The sequence below is a fragment of the Streptomyces sp. NPDC059499 genome (genome assembly GCF_042749285.1).
Taxonomy (GTDB): domain Bacteria; phylum Actinomycetota; class Actinomycetes; order Streptomycetales; family Streptomycetaceae; genus Streptomyces.
In genome coordinates this window covers 1-13807 of the sequence record NZ_JBHYTT010000009.1, presented here as the reverse complement: position 1 = coordinate 13807, position 13807 = coordinate 1, and the positions used below count along the sequence as shown (strand labels likewise).

The following is a 13807-nucleotide window of genomic DNA, read 5'->3' as shown; positions in this document are numbered from 1 at the left end:
GACCGGGCCCGGAAACGCCCGAGGGCGGCAACCCCGTGGGGTGCCGCCCTTCGGCATGTGCCGGCCGGTCACGCGACGCTGCGGACCGGCGGGCCCTCAAATGCCAGGCCTGACTCGGTGCGTGGCTCAGTACGCGCTGTCGACGTTGTCGATCGAGCCGTACTTGTCCGCGGCGTAGTTGGCCGCAGCGGTGATGTTGGCGACCGGGTCGTACTGGTCGTGCTTGGTGCCGGCCACGTGGTAGAAGTCGAACGTCGGCTTGATGACCTGCAGCAGGCCCTTCGACGGGACGCCGTTGATGGCGTTGATGTCCCAGTCGTTGATGGCGCGCGGGTTACCGCTGGACTCGCGGATGATGTTGCGGTGCAGACCCTCGTACGTGCCGGGGATGTCCTTCTTGTCCATGATCGCGAGAGCCTCGCGAATCCAGCCGTCCAGGTTGTTGGCGTAGACCGGCTTGCGGTCGGCGGCACGGCTGGCCTTCTTGGCGGCGCGCTTCTTCGCGTCGGCCTTGGCCTTGGTGACAGCCTTCTTCTTGGCTGCGGCGTCCTTCTTGGCCTCGGCGACGGCCTTGGCCTTCGCCTCGTTCTTGGCGGCTGCCTTCTTCTCGGCGGCCTTGGCGGAGTCGGCGGCCTTCACCAGCTGCGCGGCGGTGGAGTGCTGCTCGAGGATGCTGGACTGGACGCTCTGGGTCTGCGCGGCACCGGCGAAGGCGACCGGCGCACCGGATATGGCCTGCGGCTCGGTCGACGCCGCGGCGTTGTCCGGGACGAGGGAGAAAGCGAGAGCGGCGGCGGCCAGGGTGGAGACCCCCGCGACGGAGAGCTTCTGCGCCTTGTTCAGGCGACGGCTACGGCTGGAGATGCGGGACACGGACATACAGTCGTACCTCTTCGAATTGCAGGGGGTCCTCGGCGAGGACGCAGACGGAAGCGGCGGTGCGCATCTCCGTCGGGGACGAGTGCAATTCTTAGCGACCGCAAAACGGCCTGGCAAAGGTGTGACGTACGAAGCTGAGTAGTGGACCCGGGGGTCGTTCATACCTCCTTGTCCGGTTTGGGGCCCGGAGTATTGCCCGTTTTGCTCCAACTATTCATCTTCGTAAGTGACGTGGGCCCTATGCCTGGGCTCACATGGGGGCCCCTCCCGGCTCACGAAACGTTGCTGCTGTAATGCGGAGTGTTAGCTTCCGGATCCGGGCAGGAGGAGATGGACGTCCCCGAACTCGTGCCAGAGGTACCGGTGGCGCAGCGCCTGGGCGTAACCGCGCCGCAGCGCGGCCCGCCCGGCTATCGCCTCCAGCATCAGCAGGTGCGAGGCCTCCGGCTCGTGCAGCCCGGTCAGCAGCCCGTCCACCACCCGCACGCCCCGCTGCGGCGTCACCACCAGGTCCGTCCAGCCCGAGGCGGCCCGCACCGCTCCGTCCGCCCCCGCCGCCGACTCCAGGGCCCGCACCGCCGTCGTCCCCACGGCCACGACCCTGCCGCCACCCGCCCGTGCCGCGTTGACCAGCCACGCCGTCGTACGCGGCACCGCGAAGCGCTCCGGATAGGGCGGCTCGTGCGCCTCGGCCGACGCCACCCCCGTATGAAGGGAGAGCGGGGCGAACTGCACCCCACGGCTCACCAGCGCCGCCACCAGCCCCGGGGTGAACGGCCTCGCCGCACTCGGCATCTCCGCCGACCCCGCCCCGTCGGGCGAGGGCACGGCGAACACCGTCCGGTACGCGGACAGCGGCTGGTCCCGCTCCGTGTACGCGTACCGGATCGGCCGCCCGTACCGGTCCAGCAGCCCGGGTACGTCCCGCGGCACCCGCGCCCACCACAGCCTGGCGCCCGCCGGAGGGCCCAGCGGCTCGTCCAGCACCAGCACCTTCCCGCCCGGCAGCCGCACAGCGGCTCCTGCCGGGCCGCCGGGGCGCGGCAGCGTGGTCCCGTTCCCGTCCGGGCGGCGCAGCTCCACCGCCCAGCGGCCGTCCTCGCCGAGGGTCGAGAAGTGCACGACGACGCGCTCACCGCCGACGCGTCCGTTCACGGCGGCCGCCAGCGTCGTCGACGTGTTCACCACGAGTACGTCCCCGGCCCGCAGCTCCCCGGGCAGGTCACGGAACGCCCGGTGCGAAACCGCCGTACCCCGCGACACCAGCAGCCGCACGTCGTCCCGCCCCGCACCCCGCTGCTCGGCCGGAACCCGGGCGGACAGCTCCTCGGGCACCCGCAGGGCATCCAGCGCCGTCATCGCCGCTCCCCGTCCTTCTCCTCCAGCAGGGCGGCGGCCGCATACCGCCCGCCGGTCGGCCGACGCTCCAGCAGCCGGACGAACGCGGGCGCCACGCTCTCCGGAGCCGGCCGCGGCTCCGTGTCCCCGGGCACCGCCGCCGTATAGAGGTCCGTCCGCATGTCGCCCGGATCCACGGCCCACACCCGCAGACCCGGTTCCTCCTCGCCCAGCACCGCGGCCAGCTGGTCGAGCGCGGCCTTGGACGCCCCGTACCCGCCCCACGTCGGATACGGCTCGGCCGCCGCGTCCGAGCTCACCGTCACCACCGCCCCGGCCGCCGATGCCCTCAGCAGCGGCAGCGCCTCCTGCACCAGGCCGAGCGCCGCCACCACATTCGTCTCCAGCGCCTCCCGCAGCCCGGCCAGGGGCAGCGACTCCAGCCGTACGAGCGGTTCGGCACCCAGGGCGCTCGCACTGCTCACCAGCACGTCCAGCCCGCCCAGCTCCCCGGCGGCGGCCACCAGGGCCTTGCGGTGCGCCCCGTCCGTGACATCCCCGGCAACGGCCACCACCCGCGTCCCGTACAGACGGCCCAGCTCCCGCGCCGCCTCCCGCAGCACCCCGGCCGTCCGGGCGTCCAGGACCAGATCCCAGCCCCGCTGCGCCAGCGCCGCCGCCAGCGCACGCCCCAGCCCCTTCGACGCACCCGTGATCATCGCGATCGGCATGGCAACCGTCCCCTCGAACCTCGTGAAGCTCCGACCCCACCAACGTAGGAACCCGGACCCCGCCGCCGCCTCGTCCAGGAGCCGCACCCGCGCAAGGCACTTCGACCTAGTCCCCGAGCCCTATCCGACGGCCGTCCACAGCCCGATACGGCGGCCGAGGGCCCGCCGGTACGGTGAGGACATGAGTCATCGCCCACCGTCGGGCCTCGCCGCGGTGAGTGCCGCGCTGCTCGCCATGAGCCGGCACCTCGAAATGCGGGACGTCCTCAAGACGATCGTCGCCTCGGCGCGCGAACTGCTCGACGCCGAGTACGCGGCCCTGGGTGTCCCCGACGACCACGGGGGCTTCGCCCAGTTCGTCGTGGACGGGGTCAGCGACGAGCAGTGGAAGGCCATCGGACCGCTGCCCAGGCAGCACGGCATCCTCGCCGCGATGCTCCACGAGGCGAAGCCCGAGCGGCTCGCCGACGTCCGCAAGGACCCCCGCTTCGAAGGCTGGCCCGCCGCCCACCCGGACATGTCCGACTTCCTGGGCCTGCCCATCCAGGACGGCGACGAGATCATCGGCGCACTCTTCCTCGCCAACAAGCGCTGCCCCAAGCCCGAGGGCAGCTGCGGCTTCACCGAGGAGGACGAGGAACTCCTCGCGATCCTCGCCCAGCACGCGGCGATCGCGCTCGTCAACGCCAGACTGTACGAACGCAGTCGCGAGCTCACGATCGCCGAGGAGCGCTCGCGGCTCGCCCATGAGCTGCACGACGCGGTCAGTCAGAAGCTCTTCTCGCTCCGGCTGACCGCCCAGGCCGCCGCCGCACTCGTCGACCGCGACCCCGCCCGCGCCAAGGGCGAGCTCCAGCAGGTCGCGGCCCTGGCCGCGGAAGCCGTGGACGAGCTGCGCGCGGCCGTCGTGGAGCTGCGCCCCGCCGCCCTGGACGAGGACGGTCTCGTCGCCACGCTGCGTACCCAGATCCAGGTGCTGGACCGCGCGCACAGTGCCCGGGTCACCTTCGAGAGCGCCGGAGTGCGGGCGATGCCCTCCGCGCACGAGGAGGCCCTGCTCCGGGTCGCCCAGGAGGCCCTGCACAACGCCCTCCGTCACTCCGGCGCCGGACAGGTCGCCGTCACGCTCGGCCGGCACACCTCCGCCACGGTGCTGCGGATCACCGACGACGGCCGCGGCTTCGACGCCCATGCGGTCCGGCACGCGGGCCGCCATCTGGGCCTCGTCTCGATGCGCCACCGGGCGGGCAGCATCGGGGGAAGGCTCACCGTTGCATCGGAGCCCGGCAAGGGCACCACGATCGAGATGGAGGTCCCCTGTGCCTGACAAGATCATCAGGGTGCTGCTGGTCGACGACCACCAGGTCGTCCGCCGGGGGCTGCGCACGTTCCTCGAGATCCAGGACGACATAGAGGTCGTCGGGGAAGCCTCCGACGGAGCCGAGGGAGTCGCCAGGACCGAGGAGCTCCGGCCCGATGTCGTCCTGATGGACATCAAGATGCCCGGTACGGACGGGATCGAGGCCCTGCGCAAGCTCAGGGAGCTGGAGAACCCCGCGAAGGTACTGATCGTCACCAGCTTCACCGAACAGCGCACGGTCGTTCCCGCCCTGCGCGCGGGCGCGTCCGGTTACGTGTACAAGGACGTCGACCCGGACGCGCTGGCGGGCGCCATCCGCTCGGTCCACGCAGGCCACGTCCTGCTCCAGCCGGAGGTCGCCGACGCGCTCCTGGCCCAGGAGGACGCCGGCAGCGGTACGGGCAGGGGGAGCACCCTCACCGAACGGGAACGGGAAGTGCTCGGGCTGATCGCCGACGGCCGCTCCAACCGGGAGATCGCCCGGGCGCTGGTCCTGTCGGAGAAGACCGTCAAGACGCACGTGTCGAACATCCTGATGAAGCTCGATGTGTCGGACAGGACGCAGGCCGCACTCTGGGCGGTCCGGAACGGGGCGGCGGGCTGACGGTCCCGAGGCCCGGGGGAGGCGAAGCGGACGGTTCCACTCCGGTCCGAGATTCATACTGTCGGGTGTATGTCACTCGAACGGCGCAACCTGTGCGGCGCCGAGGCGTTCTCCATGGCGTGCTGCGGCGATCGGCCGCAGCGATGCGAGGAGGATCCTGAAGTGAAGAACCTGAAGAAGGCCGCTGCCGTCACCATGATCGCCGGTGGACTCATCGCCGCCGGTGCCGGGGCTGCCTCCGCCACGGGCCACAACGGCGCCGGTGCTCACGGCACGGCCGTGGGCTCCCCGGGCGTCGCCTCGGGCAACGTCGTCCAGGTCCCCGTGCACGTCCCCGTGAACGTGGTCGGCAACACGGTCAACGTGATCGGCCTGCTCAACCCGGCCTTCGGCAACTTCGGCCTGAACGGCTGACCCGCGCTGCCGCACCCAACCGCCGGACGGGCCGACCGAGCCCGTCCGGCGGTTGCGTGTGGGGTGGGGCGCCCGGTGAGCCGATGCCCGGGTGTTTCGGGTGAGGACGGCTGGTGGCGAGGCGTGCTCGAGGGAGCCGTACGATCCTGCCGTGAACGCCTCACCGGACAACGCGCGCTGCGAGCTCTGCGGACAGGCCACGGCTGCCCACGAGTAGAACCACGAGGAATCGGGGGTCGGTCCGGGCCGACGCGTGAAGTACGTGGTTACCGGCCTGCGCGGCGCGACTGCGCACTGCCAAGCTGTGGACGACCCCTCCCGGACATCCAGGACCGGTGCCGACATGCTGGCTGAGCTACTGGGAATCGACATGGCCGATCTTCCCGGCCGCCCTTACACGTGCTGGGAGACGCCTGCGGAACACGGTGTCATCCGGAGCCGCTTCGAACTGGTCCGACCTGCGACAGCACCGGAACGTCGCGACGGACCATCTGATCGTCGGTTGTCGTCCGGCTGATCGCCGGTTGTCGTCCGGGCTCACCGGTACGCCGCCGGGCCCGCCCCAGGGGCCCTGGTCCGCGATCCGGGCGACCATGCCCCTGGACGTGCACGCGGCGGACCGGCCTAGCGCCCCCGCTCCTCCACATACGCGTTGTACGCCGCGACCTGCGCCCGTCGGGCAACCCGTTCCACCGGCCGCAGCGCCTCACCCCGGGCCGCGATCTCCGAGGAGCTCACCGCACCGCCGTGCCCGTTCTCATGGGCCACCGAGATCAGCAGACCCACCCGCTGGGCCAGTTCCAGCACCCGTACCGCCCGCGCCGGATATCCCGGAGCCAGCACCTCACGGCCCCGCTCCGCCCGTGCCCGGTACGCGTCCACCGCGGCCTCGGCCACCGGCCCGGAACCTGCCACATCCAGCCGGGACAGCACCGCCGTCGCATCCCGCAGGGCCTCCGCCAGCTCCCGCTCCGCCTCGCCCAGCGACGGCACATCCGCCGGCGGCGCCTCCCGCACCGGCAGGCAGCGCCACACCACCTCGACGTGCACGTCCCCCTCCGGTCCCGCCTCGCTCACCTCCGGCACGAGTCCGTACGGCGCTCCTGAGGTGACCACCGCCTCCTCGGCGTCCAGTGCCCGCGCGTTGAAGTCCGGCGGCCCGCTGAGCCCCAGCGGATGCCCGGGCACCGGCAGCGCGACCCGGAATCCGGTCGCCCCGAGCCCCCTCAGCCGGCCGAGCGCCAGCGTGAGCCCGACCGGCCCCGCCTCACCCGGCAGGCCCTCGACGCGGTGCACCGCGTCCTCCCCGACAATCGCGAGCGCAGCGTCGTCCGGTGACACAAGTCCGGCCAAAAGTGCGTTTCCCCATGCGGCCAGCCGCCCTGAGCGTGGTTCCGAAAGCATGGGGACAGCCTAGGCAACCGCCCTCGGGGCCGGAGCACTCTTCGGGTGGCGTAGGTTTTCCCTGGGAGCTGTGCCCACAGGCACGCGACGATCTCGAGACTGCATGGGGAGACAACGCGCTCATGAGCGATGTACTGGAGCTGGTGGACGTATCCGTGGTCCGCGACGGACGCGCTCTGGTGGACGACGTCTCCTGGTCGGTCAAGGAGGGGGAGCGCTGGGTCATCCTCGGACCGAACGGTGCCGGCAAGACCACGCTGCTCAACATCGCGTCCAGCTACCTCTTCCCGAGCACCGGCAAGGCCCGGATCCTCGGTGAGGAGCTCGGCGGGGTCGGCACCGACGTCTTCGAGCTCCGGCCCCGCATCGGGATCGCCGGTGTCGCGATGGCCGAGAAGCTCCCCAAGCGCCAGACCGTGCTGCAGACGGTGCTCACCGCCGCGTACGGCATGACCGCGACCTGGCACGAGAACTACGAGGCCGTCGACGAGGAGCGCGCCCGCGCCTTCCTCGACCGGCTGGGCATGACCGACTACCTCGACCGCAAGTTCGGCACCCTCTCCGAGGGAGAGCGCAAGCGGACCCTGATCGCCCGCGCCATGATGACCGACCCCGAGCTGCTCCTGCTCGACGAGCCCGCCGCGGGCCTCGACCTCGGCGGCCGCGAGGACCTGGTCCGCCGCCTGGGCCGGCTCGCCCGTGACCAGTACGCCCCCTCCATGATCATGGTCACCCACCACGTCGAGGAGATCGCGCCCGGCTTCACCCACGTCCTGATGATCCGTCAGGGGAAGGTGCTCGCCGCAGGCCCGATGGAGACCGAGCTCAGCTCCCGCAACCTCTCCCTCTGCTTCGGCCTGCCGCTCGTCGTCGAGCACACCGGCGACCGCTACACCGCCAAGGGGCTCCCGCTCTCCTGAGGATCCGCCCAACAGCCGTCCCCCGGCGCCCTGTCCGCGAGGGCACCTGCGGTCCTACGATGAACACGTGGAAATCGACGCGTGGGTATGGTGGTTGATCGGCGCCGTGGGACTGGGTATCCCCCTTGTCCTGACCGCGATGCCCGAGTTCGGAATGTTCGCCGTGGGAGCCGTGGCCGCGGCGGTCGTCGCCGCACTCGGCGGTGGCATCGTCGCCCAAGTACTGGTCTTCGTCCTGGTGTCCGTGGCGCTGGTCGCGGTCGTACGCCCGATCGCCGCCAGGCACCGCGCCGGCCAGACCCACCACGCCTCCGGCATCGACGCGCTGAGAGGCCGTCAAGCCGTCGTGCTGGAACGGGTGGACGGCAGTGGCGGCCGCATCAAGCTGGCCGGTGAGGTCTGGTCCGCGCGCACGCTCGACAGCGATCAGAGCTTCGAACCCGGACAACAGGTCGATGTCGTCGAGATCGACGGTGCAACGGCCGTCGTCATGTGAGCGAACCGGTCACGCGGCAGCCCGCAGTCTGCCAAACTCGAAGTCGATCATCATGAGAATACGACCGTCATGAGCACTCGACCTCGATCATCGCGATCCGTCGGCAACCGAAGGGCACGGGGCACACGATGCAACCGATCATCATCGTCCTGATCATTCTGGTGGTGCTCGTCTTCATCGCCCTGATCAAGACGATCCAGGTCATCCCACAGGCCAGTGCCGCCATCGTGGAGCGCTTCGGCCGATACACCCGCACCCTCAACGCCGGGCTGAACATCGTCGTCCCGTTCATCGACTCGATCCGCAACCGGATCGACCTCCGCGAACAGGTCGTTCCCTTCCCGCCCCAGCCGGTGATCACCCAGGACAACCTGGTGGTCAACATCGACACCGTCATCTACTACCAGGTGACCGACGCCCGCGCCGCGACCTACGAGGTCGCCAGCTACATCCAGGCGATCGAGCAGCTCACCGTCACCACCCTCCGCAACATCATCGGCGGCATGGACCTCGAACGGACCCTGACGTCCCGCGAGGAGATCAACGCGGCCCTGCGCGGAGTCCTCGACGAAGCCACCGGCAAGTGGGGCATCCGCGTCAACCGCGTCGAACTCAAGGCCATCGAACCGCCCACCTCCATCCAGGACTCGATGGAGAAGCAGATGCGCGCCGACCGCGACAAGCGCGCCGCGATCCTCACCGCGGAAGGCATCAGGCAGTCCGCCATCCTCACCGCCGAGGGCGAGAAGCAGTCCGCGATCCTGCGCGCCGAAGGCGAGGCCAAGGCATCCGCCCTGCGCGCCGAAGGCGAGTCCCAGGCCATTCGTACGGTCTTCGAGGCCATCCACGCCGGGGACCCCGACCAGAAGCTGCTCTCCTACCAGTACCTCCAGATGCTTCCGAAGATCGCCGAGGGCGACGCCAACAAGCTCTGGATCGTGCCCAGCGAGATCGGCGACGCGCTCAAGGGCCTCAGCGGCGCCTTCGGCAACCTCGGCAGCGGCGCCCCCGGCTTCAGCACGGGACCGGAGCGCCGCGAGCAGCCCCCGGTCGACTGACCGCGAACGACCTTCGTGCATGATCAGTGAGGCCCCTCGACCTTCATGGCGGGGAGGCGTCACTGACCATCGAAGGGGATGGCCTTGTCCATCTGGGAAATTCTCGCGGTCTTCGCGGCCGGAGTCGGCGCGGGCACGATCAACACGATCGTCGGCTCAGGCACGTTGATCACCTTCCCCGTCCTGCTCGCCACCGGACTGCCGCCGGTCACCGCCACCGTCTCCAACGCCCTCGGTCTCATCCCGGGCTCGATCAGCGGCGCCATCGGCTACCGGGCCGAACTCGCAGGCCAGCGCCGCCGCATCATCAAGCTGAGCATCGGCGCCCTCATCGGCGGCCTCACCGGCGCCACACTCCTGCTGGCCCTGCCCTCCACGGCGTTCGAGACGATCGTCCCCGTCCTGGTGGCACTCGCCCTCGTACTGGTCATCCTGCAGCCACGCATCAGCAAGGCCGTCCAGCGCCGCCGCGCACACAGCGGGGCCCCGGCCCACCCCGACGGCGGGCCGCTCCTGTTCACGGGACTGACACTCGCCAGCGTCTACGGCGGCTACTTCACGGCGGCCCAGGGCATCATCTATCTCTCCCTGATGGGCATGCTGCTCGACGACACGATGCAGCGCCTCAACGCCGTCAAGAACGTACTCGCCGCCGTCGTCAACAGCGTCGCGGCACTCTTCTTCCTCTTCGTCGCGGACTTCGACTGGACGGCCGTCGTGCTCATCGCCGTGGGGTCGGCGATCGGCGGCCAGATAGGCGCCAAGGTCGGCCGCAAGCTCAGCCCGGGCTTCCTGCGCGCCCTCATCGTCGTCGTCGGCACCGCGGCCATCGTCCAACTGCTGCTCCGCTGACGGGAAAGCCCGTCTCCCTGGGGGAGACGGGCTTCCGTGAACCTCGCGGGCTACGCGGCGGACCGCGCCAGCCACTCCGGCAGCACCGACCGGTCACCGGCCCCGAGCGCGAGCAGCATCGCGTCCGCGGGCGAGGGCACGAACGGCTTACGGAGCAGCGGCATGTCCGCCTGCTCCGGCGTCCGCGCCGCCTTGCGGTGGTTGTCCTCGGCACACGAGGCCACGGTGTTCAGCCAGGTGTCCTGACCCCCCTGGGCACGCGGCACCACGTGGTCGACGGTGCTGGCCCGCCGTCCGCAGTACGCGCACCTGTGCTGGTCCCGTATGAGCACACCCCTTCTGGACCACGGGGCGTGTCTTCGGAACGGCACCCGTACGTACCGGCAGAGCCTGATCACCACGGGCACCGGGATGTCGACGGCCGCACCACGCATACGGAGTCCCGGGTGCGACTGCTCGACGACAGCCTTGTCCTGCAGGATCAGAACCACCGCGCGGTTGAGTGTCACCGTCGACAGCGGCTCGAAGCTCGCGTTGAGCACCAGTGTGTCCCGCATCCTGCCCACCTCCCGTGTGCCGGCCGCCTCCTGGCTGGCCCGGATCAACTCTGGCCGGGCGAGCCGTGATGGACAACGTAATAAAAAATGCCCTGCCCTGATCTCTCCAAGACCAGGGCAGGGCAAACGGGAGGCGAACCCTCAGCTTTCGGGAGACGTGTACTCACCGATCAGCTGGGCCCGTCCCAGGGTGTGGAACCGCAGATTGAATCCCACCGCGGCAGGCGAGGCGTCACTGTCCGGCCCGAGCTTCTCGCTGTCCACCGCGTACACGGTGAAGACATAGCGGTGATTCTCGCCCGCCGGCGGTGCGGCACCTCCGAAGTCCTTCGACCCGTAGTCGTTACGGGCCTGGACGGCGCCCGCGGGCAGCCCCTCGAACGCGCCGCTCCCCGCGCCGGCCGGGAGTTCCGTGACCGAGGCCGGGATGTCGAAGACCACCCAGTGCCAGAACCCGCTGCCCGTCGGGGCGTCCGGGTCGAAACACGTCACGGCGAAGCTCTTCGTCTCCGCGGGGAAGCCCTCCCACCGCAACTGCGGCGAGGTGTTACCCGCCGCGAACACCTGCGCGTCCGCCAGCACGGCTCCCGGCGCGAGGTCCTTGCTCACCACGGTGAACGCAGGGACCTCGGGATGGAAGTCGTGCGGCAACGGCGCCCTCTTCGGCTCGGTCACGTCAGCACCTCTCCTGATCGGCTGTGAAGTCTCCCCACCGACCCTAGGGCCCGTCAGAGCCAGTTGCGCTGTCCGCCGACCTGGGCGAGCCACTGGTTGAGGTACGCGGCCCAGTCCGTGCCCTGGAAGTCGTTGTGGCCGACCTTGAACGCGCGGTAGGAGTCGCTGCCCTCGCTGAAGAGACCCGGCTTCTTGTCCATTTCCAGCACGACGTCCATCTCGCGGTCGTCGGCGACGAACGTCAGCTCGACCTGGTTGAGCCCGCGGTACTGCTGCGGGGGGACGAACTCGATCTCCTGGTAGAAGGGCAGACGCTGGCGCGTGCCACGGATGTGGCCGCGCTCCATGTCCGCGCTGCGGAACCCGAAGCCGAGCTGCGCGAAGGCGTCCAGGATGGCCTGCTGCGCAGGCAGAGGGTGCACGTTGATCGGGTCCAGGTCACCCGAGTCCAGGGCGCGGGCGATCTCCAGCTCCGTGGTCACTCCGATGTTCATGCCGCGCAGGTGCTGCCCGGCGAACGTCGTGATCGGGGTCTCCCACGGAATCTCGAGCCCGAACGGCACGACGTGGACGGCGCCCGCCTTGACCTCGAAGGCACCGCCGAGACGCAGCTTGGTGAACTCGATGTCCTGCTTGGTCTCCTGGTCCGCGCCCTCGACCTCGACCCGGGCCTGCAGACCGACCGAAAGTCCCTCGATCTGCTGGTCGACGGAACCGCCCTGGATCCGCACCTCGCCCTGAACAACCCCGCCGGGGACGACGTTGAGTTCGGTCAGCTCGGTTTCCACCGAAGCACCGCCGGCACCCATGCTCGCGAGCAGTCGCTTGAAGCCCATGATTCTCCTCCTTGGTCCTGACCCCTAGATACGCGTGACGACCGTAGCCGGTTCCCGGAGCCGCGATCCCAGTACCCTCGGACGCCATGAACGAAGGCACGGACCGTACGCCGCTGACACGGGACTTCTTCGAACGGCCGGCCTTGGACGTGGCCCCCGACCTCCTGGCCCGCGTGCTCGTCCGCGCCGGTGAGAACGGCCCCGTCGAGCTGCGGCTGACCGAGGCGGAGATGCCCGCCGGCGGGATCGATCCCGGCTCCCACGCCCTCCGCGGTCCCACACCACGCAACAGCGGGGTGCCAGGGCGGTCGGCATGAACGTCGACGTCCTCGCCCATCCTGCCGAAGAGGTCGCCCCGAGGCTGCTCGGGAGCGTCCTCACCTGCAGGACCCCCGAGGGAACCGTGAGCCTCGCCATCACGGAGACCGAGGCGTACTCCGGCACGGCTGACCCGGCTTCCCATGCCTACCGGGGCCGGACACCCCGTAACGCCGTCATGTTCGGACCCGCAGGACACCTGTACGTCTACCGGTCCCACGGTCTCCACTGGTGCGCCAACGTCGTCACCGGGACGGACGGCACCGCCTCGGCCGTCCTCATCCGGGCAGGCAAGGTCATCGAGGGGGAAGAGCTGGCACGCAAGCGACGAGGGGAGAGGGTCGAGAGTCCACGGCTCGCCCGAGGTCCGGGAAACTTCTGCCAGGCACTCGGCATCACGGCGGAGCACAACGGCATAGACCTCCTGGCAGGTACCTCGGTCGTGTTGTCCGAGGGCGAGCCGGTACCTGCCGCGCTCATCCAGGTCGGTCCACGGGTAGGCGTGAGCAAGGCCCATGACTGGCAACACCGGTTCTACCTCGCCGGTGATCCGACGGTCTCGGCGTACCGACTGAGCCCGAGAGCCAAACCGTCCGCAGGAGCCTGAGCCGCAGTGCGCCTTGCTGAGTAGGGATCGCAGGCATGGGTTGATGAGGGGTGCGGTGTCCTGCACCGGGCCGGCGAGATCGGCGTGGGTGCCGAGACAGCCCGCAAACGTCGGTTCTCGGCCCGCAATGACAGAGAACTGGCCAAAGGGCCGGCTGCCTGGCCACGGTCCTCGGAGTCGACCGAACGCTCAACGGCAGCGATGTCGTCGAGGGGCCGTGCCGCCCCCCGTCCTTGCTGCGTGGCACCCCACCACTCCGTGACCAGGTGCGAAGCGGTCCGCGTACAGGGGTGGGCGGTGACGGTTCCCATCAGCCGTGGCGCTTCCGGATCGACGGCGACCCCAGGGTGAGCCCCTGCAGACCCCATGCGCCACGCCGCTGCGCAACTTGACTCGCCCCTGCCCGTTGCCTAATGTAGTCCGAGCCGCTTGAACGGATGCAGTTGTTGTTGGCACGGTCCATCGGACCGGGTCGGAGCATCGTGAGAGGGCCAACCACTACCTACGATTCGCCCTGACGGGTGCGATTTCGGCATGCCGAAATTTGTCCCACGACTCGATTATGAGTCGCCACGGAAATCGGCTAGCGTAGTGAACACGCCGAAAGGCAAAGGCCAGTCCACAGGCCACCGGAATCAAATTCGGACCGGAAACGGAACGGAAAAGAGTCTGGTAAAGTTGGAATCGCTGGAAAGGGAAAACGCGAAAGCGAAGAACTGGAAAGCGAAACCCGCTTCGACCGGGAATCGGACACGAAA

General features: G+C 69.8%; 15 protein-coding genes and 2 pseudogenes. 10 read left to right on the top strand and 7 right to left on the bottom strand.

Translation table 11 applies throughout. From position 1 onward, the window contains the following. Positions 1–126: 126 nt before the first annotated feature. The 3 genes from ACFW9O_RS21210 to ACFW9O_RS21200 all read right to left on the bottom strand — a co-directional run bounded on the left by ACFW9O_RS21210 (position 127) and on the right by ACFW9O_RS21200 (position 2948). Complete coding sequence (locus tag ACFW9O_RS21210) at positions 127–879, bottom strand: transglycosylase SLT domain-containing protein (RefSeq protein ID WP_384611314.1); 753 nt, start codon at positions 877–879, stop codon at positions 127–129. 303 nt (positions 880–1182) lie between these two features. Continuing rightward, a complete protein-coding gene (locus ACFW9O_RS21205; protein WP_384611313.1) occupies positions 1183–2238 on the bottom strand; it encodes an S-adenosylmethionine:tRNA ribosyltransferase-isomerase in 1056 nt (351 codons plus the stop codon). Then, a complete protein-coding gene (locus ACFW9O_RS21200; RefSeq protein WP_384611311.1) occupies positions 2235–2948 on the bottom strand; it encodes an SDR family NAD(P)-dependent oxidoreductase in 714 nt (237 codons plus the stop codon). Before ACFW9O_RS21200 ends, ACFW9O_RS21205 begins: the two co-directional genes overlap by 4 nt. 181 nt (positions 2949–3129) lie before the next feature. Here ACFW9O_RS21200 and ACFW9O_RS21195 point away from each other — a divergent pair, with 181 nt between their 5' ends. The 3 genes from ACFW9O_RS21195 to ACFW9O_RS21185 all read left to right on the top strand — a co-directional run bounded on the left by ACFW9O_RS21195 (position 3130) and on the right by ACFW9O_RS21185 (position 5326). Beyond that, entirely contained in the window at positions 3130–4275 is a 1146-nt protein-coding gene (locus tag ACFW9O_RS21195) for a GAF domain-containing sensor histidine kinase (protein WP_384611309.1), read from the top strand. After that, positions 4268–4912: a response regulator gene (locus tag ACFW9O_RS21190; RefSeq protein ID WP_384611307.1), complete on the top strand. Its 645-nt coding sequence runs from the start codon at positions 4268–4270 to the stop codon at positions 4910–4912. Before ACFW9O_RS21195 ends, ACFW9O_RS21190 begins: the two co-directional genes overlap by 8 nt. Before the next feature lie 162 nt (positions 4913–5074). After that, the gene (locus ACFW9O_RS21185; protein WP_384611642.1) at positions 5075–5326 is read left to right on the top strand and encodes a chaplin family protein; all 252 of its coding nucleotides are present in this window, start codon (positions 5075–5077) and stop codon (positions 5324–5326) included. Positions 5327–5950: 624 nt separating this feature from the next. Here the strand turns inward: ACFW9O_RS21185 and ACFW9O_RS21180 are convergent. Further along, positions 5951–6730 carry a hypothetical protein gene (locus ACFW9O_RS21180; protein WP_384611306.1) on the bottom strand — a complete coding sequence of 260 codons (780 nt, stop codon included), beginning with the start codon at positions 6728–6730 and terminating at the stop codon, positions 5951–5953. A 122-nt stretch (positions 6731–6852) separates the two neighbouring features. Here ACFW9O_RS21180 and ACFW9O_RS21175 point away from each other — a divergent pair, with 122 nt between their 5' ends. From ACFW9O_RS21175 to ACFW9O_RS21160, 4 genes are all read left to right on the top strand, one after another. Continuing rightward, a complete protein-coding gene (locus ACFW9O_RS21175) occupies positions 6853–7650 on the top strand; it encodes an ABC transporter ATP-binding protein (protein ID WP_351177483.1) in 798 nt (265 codons plus the stop codon). Between the two features lie 67 nt (positions 7651–7717). Continuing rightward, positions 7718–8146: an NfeD family protein gene (locus ACFW9O_RS21170; protein WP_351177480.1), complete on the top strand. Its 429-nt coding sequence runs from the start codon at positions 7718–7720 to the stop codon at positions 8144–8146. A gap of 128 nt (positions 8147–8274) precedes the next feature. Continuing rightward, positions 8275–9204 (top strand): SPFH domain-containing protein, encoded by a 930-nt coding sequence (locus tag ACFW9O_RS21165; RefSeq protein WP_329212534.1) that lies wholly within the window; start codon positions 8275–8277, stop codon positions 9202–9204. Between the two features lie 84 nt (positions 9205–9288). Next, the gene (locus ACFW9O_RS21160) at positions 9289–10056 is read left to right on the top strand and encodes a sulfite exporter TauE/SafE family protein (RefSeq protein WP_351177476.1); all 768 of its coding nucleotides are present in this window, start codon (positions 9289–9291) and stop codon (positions 10054–10056) included. Positions 10057–10106: 50 nt separating this feature from the next. Here the strand turns inward: ACFW9O_RS21160 and ACFW9O_RS21155 are convergent, their stop codons facing one another. The 3 genes from ACFW9O_RS21155 to ACFW9O_RS21145 all read right to left on the bottom strand — a co-directional run bounded on the left by ACFW9O_RS21155 (position 10107) and on the right by ACFW9O_RS21145 (position 12124). Next, on the bottom strand, positions 10107–10613 hold the full coding sequence (locus ACFW9O_RS21155; protein WP_329212538.1) for an HNH endonuclease: 507 nt from the start codon (positions 10611–10613) through the stop codon (positions 10107–10109). 141 nt (positions 10614–10754) lie between these two features. Then, a complete protein-coding gene (locus ACFW9O_RS21150; protein ID WP_384611304.1) occupies positions 10755–11288 on the bottom strand; it encodes a YbhB/YbcL family Raf kinase inhibitor-like protein in 534 nt (177 codons plus the stop codon). Between the two features lie 53 nt (positions 11289–11341). Then, positions 11342–12124 carry a sporulation protein gene (locus tag ACFW9O_RS21145; protein ID WP_329212542.1) on the bottom strand — a complete coding sequence of 261 codons (783 nt, stop codon included), beginning with the start codon at positions 12122–12124 and terminating at the stop codon, positions 11342–11344. 86 nt (positions 12125–12210) lie between these two features. Between ACFW9O_RS21145 and ACFW9O_RS21140 the strand changes: the two are divergent. The 3 genes and pseudogenes from ACFW9O_RS21140 to ACFW9O_RS21130 form a co-directional block, all read left to right on the top strand. Then, positions 12211–12417: pseudogene (locus ACFW9O_RS21140) on the top strand (DNA-3-methyladenine glycosylase); the annotation flags it as partial. A gap of 20 nt (positions 12418–12437) precedes the next feature. Next, positions 12438–13049 carry a DNA-3-methyladenine glycosylase gene (locus ACFW9O_RS21135; protein WP_384611302.1) on the top strand — a complete coding sequence of 204 codons (612 nt, stop codon included), beginning with the start codon at positions 12438–12440 and terminating at the stop codon, positions 13047–13049. A gap of 54 nt (positions 13050–13103) precedes the next feature. Further along, a pseudogene (locus tag ACFW9O_RS21130) lies at positions 13104–13441 on the top strand (DNA-3-methyladenine glycosylase); the annotation flags it as partial. Positions 13442–13807: the final 366 nt, after the last annotated feature.